Origin of the sequence: Allobosea sp. RCC_152_1 (assembly GCF_041360765.1) — a bacterium.
GTDB classification, from domain to species: Bacteria; Pseudomonadota; Alphaproteobacteria; order Rhizobiales; family Beijerinckiaceae; genus Allobosea; species Allobosea spartocytisi.
This window is the reverse complement of sequence record NZ_JBFUPU010000004.1, coordinates 186,748-204,538: the sequence shown is the minus strand read 5'-3', so window position 1 is coordinate 204,538 and position 17,791 is coordinate 186,748. Positions and strand designations below refer to the sequence as shown.

Genomic DNA, 17,791 nt, shown 5'->3' with positions numbered 1-17,791 from the left:
GCAAGCCGATGCAGTCGCCCTTCACACAGCGAAAGACTGCGTGAAGGGCGTTTTCAAGCTCAGCTGCGATACCAGGCCGCAATGTTCCAGGTATCGACGTCCCAGCCGGAATGGTCGTGCATGACGTTGTTCGCCGCCGCGGCGACGCGGGTGCGCGAGAGCAGCGGCAGGATGATGTTGGCCTCGCAGAAGATCTCGTTGACCTTGATCAGCAGGGCTGCGCGCTTGGCCGGGTCGAGCTCCTTCTGGGCGGCCTTGTAGGCCTCGTCGGCAGCCGGATCCGAGTAGCGCGAGACGTTGCGGCCCAGCCACTTGTTCTCCTTGTTGGCGATCTCCCAGGAGACGAACTGGTTGAGGAAGCGCTCGGGATCGGGCTGCGGCTGCGTGGTCGTGTACATCTCCATGTCGACATAGAGCTTGGTGTAGGTGTCGGGGTTGGCGACGTCCGAGGAGAAGAACACCGAGGCCGTGACCGACTTCAGCTCCAGATCGATGCCGGCGCGCTGGCAAGCCTGCTTGATGATGGCCTGGGTCTTCTGGCGCGGGGCGTTGATCGAGGTCTGGAAGACGTATTTGAGCTTCTTGCCGTCCTTTTCGCGAATGCCGTCGGAGCCCTTCTTCCAGCCGGCCTCGTCGAGGATCTTGTTGGCCTTGTCGATGTTGAACTCGTATTTGAGCTTGGTCGACTTGAACTGCTTGGGCTCGTTGACGAAGCTCGCCGTCGCGATGCCGCCGCGGCCATAGATGAACTTCTGGACCGAGTCGCGGTCGATCAGCAGGTTGATCGCCTCGCGCACCTTCGGATCGCTCAGCGTCGGGTGTTTGGTCTTGACGCTGGAGCGCTCGCCGTCGACCTCGGTCCACGGATCGGTCGGGTTCAGGATGATGAACTCGATATCGCCCGAGGGAACCGTGCTGACCTTGCCGCGTCCGCCGGTCTCCATGCGCTTGAGGACCTCGTCCTCGACCTGCAGGTTCCAGGCATAGTCGTATTCGCCGGTCTGCAGCACGGCGCGCGCCGCCGAGACCGCGTCACCGCCGCCCTTGACCTCGAGCGTGTCGAAGGCGGGCTGGTTCTTGATGTGGTAGTCGGGGTTGCGCTCGCCGGTCAGCACGTCGCCCGGCTTGAAGTCGACGAACTTGTAGGGGCCGGTGCCGATGGGCTTCAGGTTGTCCGGCGCCTCGCGCGACTTGGCGCCGACATAATCGCCGAAGCGGTGCTTCGGCAGGATCTGGCCGACGGTGCCGACGAAGGGGTCGGCCCAGAACGGCGTCGGCTGCTGGAAGATCACCTTGACCGTGAGATCGTCGACCTTCTCGACCTTGATGTTGGTGTAGGAGCCCGTGGTGTAGGCGGCGGTCGCCGGCTCCTTGGCGTATTCCCAGGTGAAGACGACGTCGTCGGCCGTGAACGGCTTGCCGTCATGCCATTTCACGCCGGGCTTCAGCTTCCAGGTGACGCTCAGGCCGTCGGCCGAGAGGCCGCCATTCGCCTTCGTCGGCACCTCGGCGGCGAGGCAGGGGATGAGGTTGCCTTCCTTGTCCCAGCCGGCGAGCGGCTCATAGAAGATGCGCGAGGCGATCTGGTCCTTGGTGCCCGAGGCAAAATGCGGGTTCAGCAGGGTCGGCGCCTGCCAGAGCAGGATCTTGAGCGGTCCGCCGCCGCCGGCCTTGGTCGGCTTGTATTCGAGCGTGGCATTCGCCATCGCCACGTCGTTCCAGACGAGAATTTGGCTCGCGATCGGAGCGGCGATGCCGACTGCCGCCATTTTCTGGATGAAGGAGCGTCGCGACAGCGTGCCTTCCTTCACATCCGCGATCAGGCCGCGGATTTCCTGGTCTTTCATCGGATTGCCTCCACCTTAAAAAAAACAAAAAGCATCCCCGGCGCTCTGGCGCCATTGTTATGGTTGCGGCCTCAGCAAGGCATGTGCCAACGAAAGCGTCAACTGTGCAGCGCGGTGCAAATTCCGGATTTGCCCGCGCTAGCCGGCTGACATTCCCGGGCTACGGGAGTTTTTTCGCCGAACCGCGCCGGTTGTGCAATTTTGTGCGAATCAGTCGGTGAAGACGACAGTTTTTTGCCCGTTGAGGAGCACGCGATCTTCCAAATGGTTGAGCACCGCCCGGGCCAGGACGCGGCGCTCGATGTCGCGCCCCTTGCGGACGAGGTCTTCCGGCGTGTCGCGGTGCGAGATGCGCTCGACGTCCTGCTCGATGATCGGGCCTTCGTCGAGATCGGGCGTGACGTAATGCGCGGTGGCGCCGATCAGCTTGACCCCGCGCTCATGGGCCTGGTGATAGGGCTTGGCGCCCTTGAAGCCGGGCAGGAACGAGTGATGGATATTGATGCAGCGGCCGGCGAGCTTGGCTGAAAATCCATCGGACAGGATCTGCATGTAGCGGGCGAGGACGACGAGGTCGGTCTTCGTCTCCTGGATCAGGCGCCAGATCTCCGCTTCCTGCTCCATCTTGCTCTGGCGCGTCACCGGCATGTGGTGGAACGGCAGCGTGCCGAGATCGGTCGAGGCGATATGCTCGCGCGCATGGTTCGAGACGATGCCGGTGATCTCCATCGGCAGTTCCCCGATGCGCCAGCGATAGAGCAGGTCGGCCAGGCAATGGTCGAATTTCGAGACCAGCAGCATCACGCGCTTCTTCCGCCCGACCTCGCGCAGGCTGGCTTGCATCGCGAAGCGTTCGGCGAGCCCGTCGACGGCGGCCGCGATGGCTTCGTGCGGCTGGCTGCCTTCCAGCCGGTTGAAGACGACGCGCATGAAGAAGCGCCCGGTCTCGGTGTCGTCGAACTGTTGGGCATCGAGGATATTGCAGCCGGCCTCGAACAGCAGCGTCGAGACCGCCGCGACGATGCCGGGCCGGTTGGGGCAGGACAGGGTGAGGATGGAGATGTGTTCGAGCATGGCTGATGCCGCCGGTTCGGCGGCCCTTCGGCAGGAATGACGGGGGATGGCGATGGGACGGGCGGCGCGCGACGCGCTGCCGTCAACCTCGGCCGTTGGCCGGGCGGGTGCCGGCTCTGGCCGGGCTCGTCGGGGCTGGTGCCGTCATGGGCGTGGGGAACCGTTCCAGCGCGACCGTGCCATGGCCGCACCTCTGCAACACCGCGTCGGGCCGATCTTGTCAAGCGCCGGCCTCCGCGTCGTCTTGACTTGGCCTCTCCGAAAATGGAATGTTTATTCCAACAAAAGTGGAACTAAAAAATTTCTGCCGTTTTCAGGGAGCCGGCGCAGGTGCCGCAAGCCGCAAGTTTCAGCCGCAGCCTCGAGGGCCGGGTCGCGATCGTCACCGGCGCCAGCCAGGGGCTCGGCGAGGCGATCGCCCATGAATTCGCCGGCCGCGGCCTCCGCGCCATCCTGTTGACCGGGCGCAATGCCGCGCGCGGCGAGGCGGTCGCCGCGAGCCTGCGCGCGGCGGGCTGCGAGGCGCTCTTCCACCGTGTCGATCTCGCCGATCTCGACGCCGTCAGGCAGATCGTCCCGGCGGCGGAAAAGGCCTTCGGGCGGCTCGACATTCTCGTCAACGCCGCCGGCGATACCGATCGCGGCACGATCTTCGACACCGAGCCCGCGCTCTATGAGCGCATCATGGCGGTCAATCTGCGGGCGCCCTTCTTCCTGATCCAGGATGCGGCCGGGTTGATGCGCCGGCAGAGCATTGCGGGCGCGGTCGTCAACATCCAGTCGATGTCGGCCCATGGCGGTCAGCCCTTCCTCTCCGCCTACAGCGTCTCCAAGGGCGCGCTTGGCGTGCTGACGAAGAACGTCGCCTACGGCCTCATCAAGCACCGCATCCGCTGCAACGGCCTCAATATCGGCTGGATGGCGACGCCGGGCGAAGACGCGATCATGAAGCTGCGCCACGACGCCAAGGATGGCTGGCTGGAGGAAGCTTCGGCCTCCCAGCCTTTCGGCCGGCTGATCGATCCGCGCGAGGTCGCCAAGGCGGTGGCCTATCTCGCTTCCGACGAATCCGGGCTGATGACCGGAGCCAATATCGATTTCGACCAGAATATTCTCGGCGCGCATGACTAGCGCTCCGGGGCGGATCGCTGCAGGACGGCTGCGGAAACGATGACGGGACTTGAAGACACCATGAAGATCGGATTGCTGGGCGCCGGCCGCATCGGGCGCATTCACGGGCTGAACGTCGCCGCGCGGGGCGATGCCGAGCTTGTCGCCGTCACCGACGCGATGCCGGAGGCCGCCGCCTCGCTCGCTGCCGCCACCGGCGCGAAGGTTGCGAGCACCGAGGCGATTCTCGCCGATCCGGCGATCGACGCCGTGCTGATCTGCACCCCGACCGACACCCATGCCGACCTGATCGAGCAGGCGGTTTCCGCCGGCAAGGCCGTGTTCTGCGAGAAGCCGGTCGATCTCGACGCCGCCCGCATCCGCCGCTGCCTCGCCACGGTCGAAAAATCCGGCAAGCCGCTGATGATCGGCTTCAACCGCCGCTTCGATCCGAACTTTGCGGCGCTGGAGAAGCGCCTGCGCGCGGGCGAGGCCGGCGCGATCGAGATCGTCACGGTGATCTCGCGCGATCCCTCGCCGCCGCCGGTCGATTATGTCAGGCGCTCCGGCGGGCTCTTCCGCGACATGATGATCCACGACTTCGACATGGCGCGCTTCCTCCTCGCCGAGGAGCCGGTCGAGGTCTTTGCGCTCGGCTCCGCCCTCGTCGACAAGGCGATCGGCGAGGCCGGCGATGTCGACACCGCCGCCGTTGTCATGAAGACGGCCTCGGGCAAGATCGCCCAGATCTCGAACTCGCGCCGCGCCACCTACGGCTATGACCAGCGCATCGAGGTCCACGGCTCGCAGGGCATGCTGCGCGCCGGCAACATCCACGAGACCACCGTCGAGATCGCGACGGGGCAGGGTTTCCGCGCCGATCCGGTGCAGAACTTCTTCCTGGAGCGCTATGCCGCGGCCTATCGCGCCGAGCTCGACGCCTTCATCGCTGCCTGCCACGGCAAGGCCGCGCCGTCTCCGACCGGCCTCGATGGCTTGAAGGCGCAGATCCTCGCCGATGCCGCGACCGAGTCGGCGCAGACCGGCAAGCCCGTCCGCGTCGATCTGGGAGCGAACTGATGACCCCGGCGGAACGCGATCTGCGCTATTACGCGGCGCTCGGCCTCGCGGCCGAGGCGAGCCATCTGGCGCTGGGCTATTTCAGCAAGCGTGAATCGCTCGGCACCACCATGAAGGGCGCGCAGGACTGGCTGACCATCGCGGACGGCAAGGTCGAGGATTTCCTGCGCCAGCGCCTCTCCGCGCTCTTCCCGAACGATTCCGTCATCGGCGAGGAGGGCGGCGGCCAGGCCTCCGACGCGGTCTGGATTCTCGATCCGATCGACGGCACCGCGAATTTCGCCCATGGCGACCGCAACTGGTGCATCTCGATCGGCTTTCTGGCGGATCGGGTGCCGGAGATCGGCGTCGTCGCGGCGCCGGCGCTGGGCGAGGTCTATGCGGCCCGGCGCGGCGCCGGCGCGACCCTCAACGGCGATGCGATCAAGGTCTCGGGAGGGGCGGACATCGCCCGCGCTTCGGTCGAGCTGGGATGGTCGACCCGTATCCCGGCGCAGCGCTATGTCGAGACCATCGGCCGCAGCTATGCGGCGGGTGCGGCGGTCCGGCGCGGCGGCTCGGGCACGCTCGGCCTCTGCCATGTCGCGAACGGCAGCAGCGACGCCTATGCCGAATTGCACATCAACGCCTGGGACGTCGCGGCCGGCATCGTCATCGCCTCGGAGGCTGGCGCCCATATCAATGACTTCTTCGCCGGCGAAGGCATCGCCAAGGGCAATCCGATCCTGTGCTGCACGCCGGCTCTGGCGCCGGCTCTGAAGGAGATCACCGGGATCGTTTAGCCGGCACGCTATATCGTTGACCTTTTCGGCCAAGTCGTTTCACTTTCACGACAATCACAAAAACCGGACGTAAGAGGCCGGTCCACACAATCAGGGAGGTTATCATGCAGTCGAAATCCTGGCTCAAGGCGGGGCTTTTCGCCGCCATCGCCACCGCGGCCTTTGCCGCGACACCGGCCCGCGCTCAGGGGTCGCTCGTCATGTATTGCGGCGTCCAGGAGGAATGGTGCCGCGCCATGTCGACCGCCTTCGAGAAGGAGACCGGCATCAAGGTCGCGATGACCCGCAAATCGGCGGGCGAGATCTATGCGCAGCTCAAGGCCGAGTCCTCGAATCCGCGCGGCGACATCTGGTGGGGCGGCACCGGCGACCCGCATCTGCAGGCCGCCGAGGAAGGGCTGACGACCGAATACGAATCGCCCGCGAATAAGGACCTCAACGACTGGGCGCTGAATCAGTGGAAGGCCGCCAACAAGCGCACCATCGGCATCTATGCCGGCGCGCTCGGCTTCGGCTTCAACACCGAGCAGATCAAGGCGAAGGGCATCCCCGAGCCGAAATGCTGGGCCGATCTGCTCAACGCCAAGCTCAAGGACGACGTCCAGGTCGCCGATCCCAACTCCTCGGGCACGGCCTATAACCTGCTCGCCACCGTCGTTCAGCTCATGGGCGAGGAGAAGGGCTTCGACTACCTCAAGGCCCTGCACAAGAACGTCAGCCAGTACACCAAGTCGGGCGCCGCGCCGGCCAAGGCCGCGAGCCTCGGCGAGACGGCGGTCGGCATCGTCTTCATCCATGACGCGGTGGTCTTCGCCGTGCAGGGCGACCCGATCAAGCCGGTCGCGCCTTGCGAGGGCACGGGCTACGAGATCGGCTCGATGTCGATCGTCAAGGGCGCGCGCAATCTCGACAACGCCAAGAAGTTCTACGACTGGGCCCTGACCCCGGCCGCCCAGGCGCTCGGCGCTCCCGCGAAGTCCTATCAGGTGCCGTCGAACAAGAACGCGCCGGTGCCGGCCCAGGCCCCGAAGATGAGCGAGATGAAGCTCATCAACTACGACTTCGTGAAATACGGCTCCTCGGCCGAGCGCAACCGCCTGCTCGCGAAGTGGGACAAGGAAGTGAAGGCGCTGCCGAAGTAAGGCGGCACTTCCAAAGCGATCTGGGGAACTCGACCTCGGAAATACCCCGTCATCCCGGGCTTGACCCGGGATCCATGCCAGAGCGCTTGCGATAAAAGTTCAGGCATGGATCCCGGATCTCCGCTTCGCTGCGTCCGGGATGACCACGGCGGTATCGGTCGAACCGTATCATCGACATGAAAGCCGGAACGAACCGGCTCGAACCATCAGGTGAGGGACAGGGCAAGGATGGCACCGGCGACGCGACTCGTGCTGCTGATCGGCTGGATCGGCTATGCGCTGATGCCCTGGTATCTCGTCGAGGGCATGGGCCTGACCGATCTCGGCTGGCTTGCGGGATATCCGTTCGGCAAGGCCGGCAGTGCGCTGGCGCTCGCCCTTTCGGGAGAGGCGCCCTGGCTCCTGCCGGTGGGCATCGCCCTTGCGGTCGCGACCGCCTTCATGGGCAGCGCCGACCGTGCACGGACCGCGAAGGTGCTGATCGGGGCGGGCCTGCTCGGCATGCTCCTGTTCTTCGCCCAGGCCTTCGCCATCGTGCTCAAGGACCAGGGCATTCCCTGGCTCGCCGCTCTGCTGGGCGGAGCGGGCGCGGCCCAGCGCGGCATGGGTGGCGGCGGCTTCCTGACGCTGCTCGCATTGCTGCTGTTGCTCTGCCACGGGCTCGCCTATCGCGGCATCTGCCGCGGCGACCTCTTCACGACCTCCTCGATCGGCATCGTCATCCTGCTGATCGGCCTGTTCATCTTCTTCCCGGTCTGGATCATCCTGAAGAGCGCACTGATCGAAGCGGACGGCACTTTCGCGCCCGCCGCCTTCTTCGCGCGCTTCCTCGATTCCTCGATCTGGGGGCTCGGCTGCGTCACCAGCAACACCAATTGCGGCGTCGCCTGGAACACGCTGGTCCTCGCCGTGCTCTGCGGCGTCATCACCACCTTGCTGGGCTTGGCCTGCGCGCTTTTGATCCTGCGCACTGGCATGCCCGGCAAGCGCATCATGCGGGCGCTGACGGTGCTGCCGATCATCACCCCGCCCTTCGTCATCGGCCTCGCGCTGATCCTGCTCTTCGGCCGCGCCGGCGCGGCCTCGACCCTGCTCTATGAATGGTTCGGGGTTCCCCGCTCGCGCTGGCTCTATGGCCTCCCCGGCGTGCTGCTGGCACAGGTGCTGGCCTTCGCGCCGATCGCCTTCCTCGTGCTGATCGGCGTGGTGCAGGGCATCAGCCCGAGCCTGGAGGAAGCCTCACAGACGCTCGGCGCCAAGCGCTGGCAGACCTTCCGCACCGTGACCTGGCCGCTGCTCAGGCCGGGCATCGCCAATGCCTTCCTGCTCGGCTTCGTCGAGAGCATGGCCGATTTCGGCAATCCGCTGGTGCTCGGCGGCAATTTCGAGGTGCTCTCGACCAAGATCTTCTTCGCGGTGGTCGGCGCCTCCTACAATCAGGGGCAGGCGGCGGTGCTCGCCATCATCCTGCTCGCCTTCACGCTCGGTGCCTTCTGGGTGCAGCAGCGTTGGCTCGGCGACAAATCCTACACCACCGTCACCGGCAAGGGCGATGCCGGCCTGCCGACCCCGCTGCCGCGCCGCGTCTCCTGGCTCGCCACGGCGGCGATCGTGCCCTGGGTCGCGCTCACCGTCGTCATCTATGTGGTCATCCTGATCGGCGGCTTCGTTCGCAATATGGGCCGCGACTTCACCCCGACGCTGGAGCATTACCGCACCGGCTTCGCCATCGACTTCAGCCACGGCATCTTCTTCGAGGGCTCGGCCTGGTCCTCCTTCTTCACCACGGTGAAGGTCGCGGCGATCTCGGCGCCACTGACGGCGCTGATCGGGCTGCTCACCGCCTATCTGCTGACGCGGCAGCGCTTCCGCGGGCGCGGCGCGCTCGAATTCGCGACGATGCTCTCCTTCGCCATTCCCGGCACGGTGCTCGGCGTCGCCTATATCCTCGCCTTCAACGTGCCGCCGATCGAGATCACCGGCACCGGGCTGATCCTCATCATCGCCTTCGTCTTCCGCAACATGCCGGTGGGCGTGCGCTCCGGCATCGCCGGCCTCTCGCAGATCGACAAGAGCCTGGACGAGGCCTCGACCACCTTGCGCGCCCGCAGCTTCACGACGCTCTGGCGCGTCGTGCTGCCGCTGCTGAAGCCGGCGCTGGTTTCCGCCTTGGTCTACAGCTTCGTGCGCTCGATGACGGCGGTCAGCGCCGTGATCTTCCTCGTCTCGGCCGAGTACAACCTCTCCACCGCCTATATCGTCGGGCGCGTCGAGGCCGGTGAATTCGGCCTCGCCATCGCCTATTCCTCGGCGCTCATCGTTTTCATGGCCTTCGGCATCGCGCTGATCCAGTTCCTCGTCGGCGAGCGCAAGCTCGGCCGGCGCAAGATCGTCGCGCTGTCCAGCTCGGTCTCCAACCCCATCACCCAGGGAGCAGCAAGTTGACGAAGGCCGGCCCCGCTTCCGTTGAATTCCGCAATGTCTCGATGCGCTACGGCGCCGTGACGGCGGTCGACAACGTCAATTTCACCATCGAAGCCGGCAAGCTCGTCACGCTGCTCGGCCCCTCCGGCTGCGGCAAGACCACGACCTTGCGCATGATCGCGGGCCTCGAGATCGCCAGCGAGGGCCAGATCCTGATCGGCGGCAAGGACGTGACCAAGCTCTCGGCCGCCGACCGCGACGTCTCGATGGTCTTCCAGTCCTATGCGCTGTTCCCGCATATGAGCGTGCTCGAGAACGCCGCCTATGGCCCCACCGTGAAGGGGCTCGGCAAGGAGCAGGCGAAGCAGATGGCGCTGGAGAAGCTGGCGCTGGTCGGCCTGAAGGGCTTCGAGAGCCGCTACCCCTCCGAATTGTCCGGCGGCCAGCAGCAGCGCGTCGCGGTCGCCCGCGCCCTCGTGCTGGAGCCGCAGGTGCTGCTCTTCGACGAGCCGCTCTCCAATCTCGACGCCAAGCTGCGCCGCCGCGTCCGCGAGGAGATCCGCGAACTGCAGCAGGACCTCAACCTGACCGTCGCCTATGTCACCCATGACCAGGAGGAGGCGCTGGCGGTCTCCGACCGCATCATCGTGATGTCGAATTCGCGGATCGCGCAGGAAGGCGCGCCGCGCGAGCTCTATGAGCAGCCGGCCAATGCCTTCGTCGCGGATTTCATCGGCGACGCCAATCTGGTCGAGGTGACCGTGAAATCCGTGGCGGATGGCCGCGCCGAGGTCGCGATCGGCTCCGCCACGATTTCGCTGCCCGCCCGCGATCTCGGCCCCGGCCCGGCCAAGGTCGCGATCCGCCCCGAGGCGCTGCTGCTGTCCGGCACCGCAGGCCCGGCCTCGCTGCCGGGCAAGATCAGCAAATGCGCCTATCTCGGCAATCACCTCGACGTCATGGTCGAAACCGAGATCGGCGAGCTGTTCGTCGTCCAGTATGGCGCCCGCACGATGCTGGAACCGGGGGCGCCCGTCGCGGTTTCCTTTGCCGAGTCGGGGGTGACGCTGATCCCACCGGCCTGATTCCGCCGCCGAAAGCCCGGATTTCGCCTGCCCGGATCACAATTCCGGTGATCTCATTATGGGCACTTTTTTGCGAGATATCAGTTGGCCGGCTAATCAAAAATTGATAGATTCGGCAGATATTTCAATCCCAAACCGGAGAAAGACCGCACCGAAATGAACGCGAGCGAGAGCGCAACCACCATCCTGATCCATCTGGCCGGCGGCGTCGCGCTGCTGATCTGGGCGGTCAGATTGGTCCGAACGGGCGCGATGCGCGCCTTCGGCTCGCAGCTCAGGCATGCGTTGCAGAGTTTCACGCGCAATCGCTTCGCCGCCTTCGGCAGCGGCATCGCCGTGACCATGGTGCTGCAGAGCTCGACCGCGACGACGCTGCTGGTCTCCTCCTTCGCCGGGCAGGCGCTGATCGTGCCGGCGATGGCGCTGGCCGTCCTTCTCGGCGCCAATCTCGGCACGGCGCTCGCCGCTTTCGTGATCTCGATGGATCTGGGCTGGCTCTGGGGGCTCTGCGTCGCCATCGGCGTCGCGATGTATCTCTCCAGCGAGGCGATGGAACGGCCGCGCAATATCGGCCGCGTCCTCGTCGGTATCGGCCTCATCCTGCTGGCGCTGATCGAGCTCAACGCCGCCGCCGCGCCGCTCGCCCGCTCGCCGACCTTCCGCGTCGTCCTCGGGGCCATCGGTTCCGAGCCGCTGCTCGGTATGCTCGTCGCCATCGCCGCGACCTGGCTGGTCCATTCCAGCATCGCGGTCATCCTGATGATCGCGACCTTCGCCGCCTCGGGCCTGTTCCCGCCGGCAACCGCGCTGACGCTGGTCATCGGCGCCAATCTCGGCAATGCGCTGATCCCGGTGCTGGACCAGCTCGGCGCGCCGGCCGCCCAGCGTCGCGCCGCCGTCGGCAACCTGCTGACCCGGCTCCTGCTGGCGCTCGCCGTGCTGCCCTTCGTCGGCCCGCTCTCGGGCTGGCTGCTCGGCCTGTCTCCGTCGGGCTCGCGCCTCGCCATCGAGTTCCATGTCGTGCTGAACTTCGTCGGCGCGCTGATCTTCCTGCCCTTCGTCAAGCCCATCTCGGGGCTGGTCGAGCGCTTCATGCCCGGCAAGGAGGAGAAGGGCGAGGCGGTGACGCCGCGCTATCTCGACCCCAATGCGCTGGACAGCCCGACCGAGGCGCTCGGCGGCGCGATGCGCGAGGCGCTGCGCCTCGGCGACCGGGTCGAGTCCATGCTGCGCGACACCATGACGCTGCTGGAGAAGGACGAACTCAAGCTCTCCCGCGCCATCGCCCGGGCCGATGACGGCGTCGACACCATCCATGAGTCGATCAAGCTCTATCTGGTCAAGGTCTCGCGCAACGAGCTGACCGACGAGGAAAGCCGCCGCCTGTTCGAGATCGTCACGCTGATCACCAATCTCGAGCATATCGGCGACGTCATCGACAAGAACCTGCGCGAGCTCGCCGAGAAGAAGATCCGCAAGCGCTACTCCTTCTCGCCCGAGGGGCTGGCCGAGATCCGCGAGTTCCATCACCGCGTCGCCTCGGCGCTGGCGCTGGCGCTCAACGTCTTCGCGACGCGCGACCTCGTGCTCGCCCGCCAGCTCTTCGCCGACAAGGCGGCGATGCGCGAGGCTGAGCGGCGCGCCACCGACAGCCATTTCCAGCGCCTGCGCTCGGGCCGGCCGGAATCGATCGAGACCAGCGCGATCCATCTCGACATCATCCGCGACCTCAAGCGCATCCACGGCCACATCGTCTCGATCGCCTACCCGATCCTGGAGAGCGCCAACGAGTTGCGCGAAAGCCGCCTGCGCGAGACCAAGGAAGCGGCGCGCAATCGCGAGACGCCGGCCACGCTCATCCCCGCCCCGCATTCGGGCGGGTGAGCATCGGGCGTTTCGATCGGGAGGTGGCCCGTCCCCGCCGTCATGCTCGGGCTTCACCCGAGCATCTCCGGGCGGAAGGGCTCCCCTTCTTGCATGAGATTCTCGGGTCGAAGCCGCTTCGCCCGAGAATGGCGTTCATGCCTGCCTAACGCGGCGCCGCCAGGATGATCGCAGCGCCCGCGAGGCAGATGATGCCGCCCATCACGTCCCACCGGTCCGGCCTCAAGCCCTCCACCGCCCAGAGCCAGCCGAGCGAGGCGGCGATATAGAGCCCGCCATAGGCGGCGTAGGCGCGCCCGGCCGCGGCGCTTTCCGCCAGCGTCAGCAGCCAGGCGAAGAGCCCGAGCGCAAGGAGCCCCGGCAGCAGCCACCAGACGGGCTTGCCGAGCCGCATCCAGCCCCAGAAGGCGAAGCAGCCGGCGATCTCGAAGAGCGCGGCGCCGATATAGGCGGCAAGCGTAGGCATGGCAGGATCCGGCTGGGTCGCGAATGAGGTTCCCTCGCGGGAGCCCCCAGTCTAAGCCGTCATTGCGAGTGAAGCGCAATGCGAGCAAGCCCGGGACATGTCAGCACAGAATATCGCCATCATCGGCGCCGGCCCGGCCGGATTGATCGCGGCCGAGCGGCTGGCGCAGGCCGGGCATCGCGTCACGATCTACGAGCGCATGGCCTCGCCGGCGCGCAAATTCCTGCTGGCAGGCCGGGGCGGATTGAACCTGACCCACTCCGAGCCGCTCGATGCCGTCCTCGGCCGCTATCGCGAGGCGAAGGGCTGGCTGGAGCCGGCCATCCGCGCCTTTCCGCCGCAAGCCCTGCGCGACTGGGCCGATGGGCTCGGCGCGGAGACCTTCGTCGGATCGAGTGGGCGCATCTTTCCCCGTGCGATGAAGGCCTCGCCGCTGCTGCGCGCCTGGCTGCGGCGTCTCGAAGGGCTGGGCGTCGGGCTGGCGGCCGGGCGGCTCTGGACCGGCTGGGACGCTGCCGGTGCCCTGACCTTCCGGCTCGCTTCCGGCGAAACCGAAACCGTCCATCCCGCGGCCGCCTTGCTCGCGCTGGGCGGCGCGAGCTGGCCGCGTCTCGGCTCCGATGGCGGCTGGGTGCCGCTGCTCGCCGCCCGGGAGATCGCGCTATCGCCGCTCCGGCCCGCCAATGCCGGTTTCACCGTCGCCTGGTCGCAGACGATGCGCGCGCGTTTCGCCGGCACGCCGCTGAAGCGGATCGTGGCGCGCTTCGGCGATGAGGAGGTGGCGGGCGAGGCCATGATCGACGCTGATGGCATCGAGGGCGGCCTGATCTATGCTCTCTCGGCTCCGCTGCGCGAGGCCGTTCGGCGCGATGGCGCGGCGACGCTCCGGCTCGATCTGAGGCCGGACCTGTCCGCCGAGGCGCTCGCTGTGCGCCTGACGAAGCGCCGCAAGGGCGAGACGCTGAGCAACCATCTGCGCAAGGCGGCCGGGCTTTCGCCCGTCGCCGTGGCGCTGCTGCGCGAGGTTGCGGGCGCCGCGATGCCGGCCGAGCCCGGAGCCCTGGCGCTGCTCATCAAGGATGCTCCGCTGCGCCTCGCCGCGCCGATGCCGATCGCCCGCGCCATCTCGACCGCCGGCGGCATCGGCCATGGCGAGCTCGATGCCGGCTTCATGCTGAAGCGCTTGCCGGGCGTCTTCGTCGCCGGCGAGATGCTGGACTGGGAGGCGCCGACCGGCGGCTACCTGCTGCAGGCGAGCCTCGCGACGGGCGCCGCCGCCGCCGCCGGCTTGGAAGCGTGGCTCGGGCAGCGTTGAACGAGGTCGCGCCCGTCACCCCGTGGCGGTCAGCCGGCGCGCGAAGCGGATGCCGCTGTCGACGGTCGAGATTTCCCCGACACGGGCGAGCGAGACGAGGATCTCGCGCACGGCGCGTTCGACCCGGCGCCCCTGCCGGAACTGCCCGGCGATGGCTGCCGCATCGAGCGGGATCGCGGTGCCGCCCAGCATGGCGAGCACCGCCGCGACGCGCTCGACGGCATCGGCCGGAAAGCTCGGTTTCGTCGCGGCGGGACGCGCGGCGACCAGCACCTCCGCCTCGAGCTGTTCCCCGCCCCTGTCCGTGTCGCCATGGCGCGGGCGCTGATAGTCGGGCCGCAGCCAGTGGACATGGCCGCGCTTCTCCTCCTGCGCGCGCTGCTGGTTGAGCGCCGCGAGCCGCGCCAGCACCTCCTCCTCGGCGAGATCGGCGGGCCAGCCATAGGCGCTCGCGACGGCAGCATCGACGGCCAGGTGATGCTCGTCGAGGATCAACGCCAGGCCGCGATCGCGGACACTGGTCTCGGCCGCGCTCAGCGCACAACCCGTGCGGATCGCCTCGCGAACATTGTAGAGCTTGGTCAGGGTGAGGTCGGGATGCTCGGCCAGAACCTGCTTGCGCAGCGCGTCCAGCGCCTCGGCCGGTAGCCGGATCGCCTCCTTCTGGACTTCGCTGGCCTCCGGGAAGGGAAACGGGTCGAAGCAGCGTGATTTCGAGTAGCGGGGCCGATCCTCCAGCGTTGCTCCCTGACGAAGGGACCACATGACATGGAAGCGCGAAGACAGCACGCCGAGATGGAAGGCATCCGACAGCGCGACCGCGACCAGCATGTTGTCGGGAAGGATCGACCCGTCGAGGAACTGGAAGACGCGGTGCTTCGCGGTCTCGACGGTGGCGATGTAGCGCTGGAGCTGCGCGAGGGCGGGGCGCAATTCACGGCGCGGCTCCCCGAACAGCCACCATTGCGAGCGATAGCTGGCTCGCCGATTGGCGTCGCGGCCAATGGTCTTTCCGGCGTCGCTCTTGAGTTCCTTCACCGTCAGCTTGAGGTGCTGGTAGATCTCCGGAAAGCGCTCACGGACGGTCTCGGCTGAAAGGCCGAACAGGTCGATGACCATGACGCCGCGCGCTCTTTCCGTCAGGTCGCGGCCGTTGCGATAGGGACGGATGTACATTTCAAGCCCGGGTCTGCGCCCGAGCCCGAATGCCTCGGCTTCGGCCGGCGTCACGATGAAGCCCGCGCCGTGGAGCTTGACGCCGGGCGAACACAGCCCGTCCTGCGCACGCAGGGCGTTTGCCGTGGTCAAGTCGGTACCGATCGTCAGGTCGGTATTGATCCGCCCCCGCCGCTCGTGGAACGCGATCAATGGCTGGTCGCTGTCGAGCCCGGCTTCGGAAAGAACTTCCAGCCGCTTCCCTTCATGCCTGCCGGCCTGCGCGACCGTCATCGCGATACGCACGGCGGCTGCGTCCTTGCCGGCCTTCGTCCAGGGATGGTCGGGTATTGCCATCAGGATCGAAAGCGGGCGTTTGCCGGCGAGATGCCGCTCGATGGTCCGGCGCTGGAAGAGCTGGGTGATGGAGTTGGTGGTGACGAAGCCGAAGCGTCGGAGCTTCGTGCCCGGCCGGGTGAGGATTTCGGCGGCGTGATCCCACCAGTACATCACCAGATCGGCGCTCTCGTTCATCTGCGGATGCACTGCCCACAGGGCCTCGACGTAGACGTCGGTCAGCCGCATGCGCAGATCCTTGCCGCCGATGAAGGGCGGATTGCCGACGATGAACTCCGCTTCCGGCCATGCCGGCAGGCGCGGATTGGGCAGGAATTCGCCGCTGTCGCGCCATTGCGGGATCGGCCAACCGTCCCATGTGAGCACGGCATCGCGCTTGTAAATGTGGTCGAGCCTTTCGAGGATCGGTTCCTTGGGCGCGAAGCCACGGGTGCGGAAATGCCATTGCAGATGGCCGATCCAAAGCACGAGATCGGCAATGGCGACGGCCCGACGGTTGATTTCCATGCCGAGGAATTGATGCGGGCCCACCGCGTGTCGCGCGAAGCCGCCAAGCGTCTCGGCACTGCCAAGCTCGCTCGCAGCGTCGAGGACCTCGCCCTCGAGCTTCTTCATCAACTCCTGCGCGACGTGGAGGAAGTTCCCGGTTCCGCAGGCCGGATCGAGCACCCGCGTTTTACACAGCGTCGTGTGAAAGCCCTCGACCAGCGTCAGCGCCTTCCTGGCGTCGCCGCCGTCGCGCGCCTGTTGGGCCGCGCCGAGCACGGCACGCCAATCCTCCCTGAGTGGCTCCATCACCGTCTCGACGACGAGCCGTTCGACATAGGCGCGCGGCGTGTAGTGCGCGCCGAGACGCGCACGTTCCTGCGGGTCGAGCGCCTGTTCCAGCAGCGCACCGAAGATCGCCGGCTCCACCTCCTTCCAGTCATGTTCGGCCGCCGCCAGCAATTCGCCGATTTCCTCGCGGCCCAGCGCGTAGACCTTGGCGTCCTCGTAGAGCTTGCCATTGAAGCGCTTCATGCGCTCGCGCACCGATGTCGAGTACTCGCCCTTGTCCATGGCCTGCCAGAGTTCCGAGACCAGCGGCAGGAAGGAGTCCGGATCGTCGCGGCATTCGCGCAGAAGCGTCTTGAAAGCGTCCTTGCGGATCAGTCCGACATCCTCGGCGAACATCGTGAACAGGCAGCGCATCAGGAAGAGCGCCACCTCCTCCGGGTCGTGCACCCGCTCCAGCGCCTTCGACACCGCCGCCAGCCGCTCGGCGATCGCGCGGGTGACGCGGGCGGCATGGCGCGCCGGGTCGAGCGTGAGAGGCTCGGTCCAGATCGCGGCGAGGCGCCGGCGGATGGCGGGATCGCGCAGTTGGTCGAGATAGACGCGATAGCTCTGCCGGTCGGGAAACTGGCTGTAGTTCTTACCTTGCCCGGTGAAGTCGGCATAGAATTCGAAACAATGACCGACATCGCAGATGATCAGGAAGGGCGGCCAGCCATGTGCCGCCGGCAGCGCCTTGGCATAATCCTCCGCCTGGCGGCGTGCGTTCAGCATCAGCACGTCCCAGGCACGGTCGGCGCCGCGCCGGCCGCGCGGTCCCGCCGGCTCGGCGAAGGGCAGGGCGCCCTGGGCCGGCAGCAACTCCTTGGCCTGCCCCTTCAGTCGGCTCTGCTTCGCCTCCAGGACGAAGGCGCTCTTCTTGTAGAGGTCGATCCGCCCGGTCGTGTGTCCGCCCTGCCCGTCGGGAAAGCGCACGGGGTACTCGAAGCGATAGGCCACCGCGTCGGCGTCGCTGGTTGGCGGCTGCGGCGCCTCGACGCCGATGAGAGGGCACAATTCGCTCAGGAACTGCGCATAGGCCGCGCGCTCCGCCCCTTCCGATACGCGCCAGCGGGTGATGAAGGCTTCGACCTCATCCTCCGCCGGCTCGGGTCTGCTCCCCGGCATCGTAACGGCCCCCTGATTGCGGATGCCGCATCTATGCAACTATAAGTTGCAGTTTTCTTTCCTGTCAACTCCTGTCACCAATCATGCCGGCCGGGCGCTGCGCCCCCTCGCATCCGCGGTCGTTCCGCC

At 66.9% G+C, this 17,791-nt stretch carries 12 protein-coding genes; 8 read left to right on the top strand and 4 right to left on the bottom strand.

Features of this window, described 5'->3' with window-relative positions:
* Positions 1–59: 59 nt before the first annotated feature.
* Positions 60–1,847, bottom strand: coding sequence for a peptide ABC transporter substrate-binding protein (locus AB6806_RS15660; protein ID WP_038364513.1), 1,788 nt, complete (start codon positions 1,845–1,847; stop codon positions 60–62).
* Between the two features lie 210 nt (positions 1,848–2,057).
* A complete protein-coding gene (gene purU, locus AB6806_RS15655; protein WP_038364511.1) occupies positions 2,058–2,921 on the bottom strand; it encodes a formyltetrahydrofolate deformylase in 864 nt (287 codons plus the stop codon).
* A 330-nt stretch (positions 2,922–3,251) separates the two neighbouring features.
* Here purU and AB6806_RS15650 point away from each other — a divergent pair, with 330 nt between their 5' ends.
* The 7 genes from AB6806_RS15650 (at position 3,252) to AB6806_RS15620 (ending at position 12,428) form a co-directional block, all read left to right on the top strand.
* Positions 3,252–4,052 carry an SDR family oxidoreductase gene (locus AB6806_RS15650; RefSeq protein ID WP_142022283.1) on the top strand — a complete coding sequence of 267 codons (801 nt, stop codon included), beginning with the start codon at positions 3,252–3,254 and terminating at the stop codon, positions 4,050–4,052.
* Positions 4,053–4,091: 39 nt separating this feature from the next.
* Positions 4,092–5,111, top strand: a complete 1,020-nt coding sequence (iolG, locus tag AB6806_RS15645) for an inositol 2-dehydrogenase (protein WP_370954897.1) — start codon at positions 4,092–4,094, stop codon at positions 5,109–5,111.
* A complete protein-coding gene (locus AB6806_RS15640; protein ID WP_112763898.1) occupies positions 5,111–5,893 on the top strand; it encodes an inositol monophosphatase family protein in 783 nt (260 codons plus the stop codon). Before iolG ends, AB6806_RS15640 begins: the two co-directional genes overlap by 1 nt.
* Positions 5,894–5,997: 104 nt before the next feature.
* Positions 5,998–7,035 (top strand): ABC transporter substrate-binding protein, encoded by a 1,038-nt coding sequence (locus AB6806_RS15635; RefSeq protein ID WP_142022282.1) that lies wholly within the window; start codon positions 5,998–6,000, stop codon positions 7,033–7,035.
* A gap of 228 nt (positions 7,036–7,263) precedes the next feature.
* Entirely contained in the window at positions 7,264–9,480 is a 2,217-nt protein-coding gene (locus AB6806_RS15630; protein WP_142022281.1) for an ABC transporter permease, read from the top strand.
* Positions 9,477–10,544: an ABC transporter ATP-binding protein gene (locus AB6806_RS15625; RefSeq protein WP_211200595.1), complete on the top strand. Its 1,068-nt coding sequence runs from the start codon at positions 9,477–9,479 to the stop codon at positions 10,542–10,544. Before AB6806_RS15630 ends, AB6806_RS15625 begins: the two co-directional genes overlap by 4 nt.
* 156 nt (positions 10,545–10,700) lie before the next feature.
* Complete coding sequence (locus tag AB6806_RS15620; RefSeq protein WP_112763896.1) at positions 10,701–12,428, top strand: Na/Pi cotransporter family protein; 1,728 nt, start codon at positions 10,701–10,703, stop codon at positions 12,426–12,428.
* A 145-nt stretch (positions 12,429–12,573) separates the two neighbouring features.
* Here AB6806_RS15620 and AB6806_RS15615 read toward each other — a convergent pair whose 3' ends face one another.
* A complete protein-coding gene (locus AB6806_RS15615) occupies positions 12,574–12,894 on the bottom strand; it encodes a YnfA family protein (protein WP_142022280.1) in 321 nt (106 codons plus the stop codon).
* A gap of 97 nt (positions 12,895–12,991) precedes the next feature.
* Here AB6806_RS15615 and AB6806_RS15610 point away from each other — a divergent pair, with 97 nt between their 5' ends.
* Positions 12,992–14,209, top strand: a complete 1,218-nt coding sequence (locus AB6806_RS15610) for a TIGR03862 family flavoprotein (RefSeq protein ID WP_142022279.1) — start codon at positions 12,992–12,994, stop codon at positions 14,207–14,209.
* A gap of 15 nt (positions 14,210–14,224) precedes the next feature.
* Here AB6806_RS15610 and AB6806_RS15605 read toward each other — a convergent pair whose 3' ends face one another.
* Positions 14,225–17,662: a class I SAM-dependent DNA methyltransferase gene (locus AB6806_RS15605; RefSeq protein WP_370954896.1), complete on the bottom strand. Its 3,438-nt coding sequence runs from the start codon at positions 17,660–17,662 to the stop codon at positions 14,225–14,227.
* Positions 17,663–17,791: the final 129 nt, after the last annotated feature.

Excerpts from the sequence above, each read along its gene's own strand:
- AB6806_RS15660 (WP_038364513.1), bottom strand. The coding sequence starts at position 1,847 with ATGAAAGACCAGGAAATCCGCGGCCTGATCGCGGATGTGAAGGAAGGC.
- purU (WP_038364511.1), bottom strand. The coding sequence starts at position 2,921 with ATGCTCGAACACATCTCCATCCTCACCCTGTCCTGCCCCAACCGGCCC.
- iolG (WP_370954897.1), top strand. The coding sequence starts at position 4,092 with ATGACGGGACTTGAAGACACCATGAAGATCGGATTGCTGGGCGCCGGC.
- AB6806_RS15640 (WP_112763898.1), top strand. The coding sequence starts at position 5,111 with ATGACCCCGGCGGAACGCGATCTGCGCTATTACGCGGCGCTCGGCCTC.
- AB6806_RS15635 (WP_142022282.1), top strand. The coding sequence starts at position 5,998 with ATGCAGTCGAAATCCTGGCTCAAGGCGGGGCTTTTCGCCGCCATCGCC.
- AB6806_RS15630 (WP_142022281.1), top strand. The coding sequence starts at position 7,264 with ATGGCACCGGCGACGCGACTCGTGCTGCTGATCGGCTGGATCGGCTAT.
- AB6806_RS15620 (WP_112763896.1), top strand. The coding sequence starts at position 10,701 with ATGAACGCGAGCGAGAGCGCAACCACCATCCTGATCCATCTGGCCGGC.
- AB6806_RS15615 (WP_142022280.1), bottom strand. The coding sequence starts at position 12,894 with ATGCCTACGCTTGCCGCCTATATCGGCGCCGCGCTCTTCGAGATCGCC.
- AB6806_RS15610 (WP_142022279.1), top strand. The coding sequence starts at position 12,992 with ATGTCAGCACAGAATATCGCCATCATCGGCGCCGGCCCGGCCGGATTG.
- AB6806_RS15605 (WP_370954896.1), bottom strand. The coding sequence starts at position 17,662 with ATGCCGGGGAGCAGACCCGAGCCGGCGGAGGATGAGGTCGAAGCCTTC.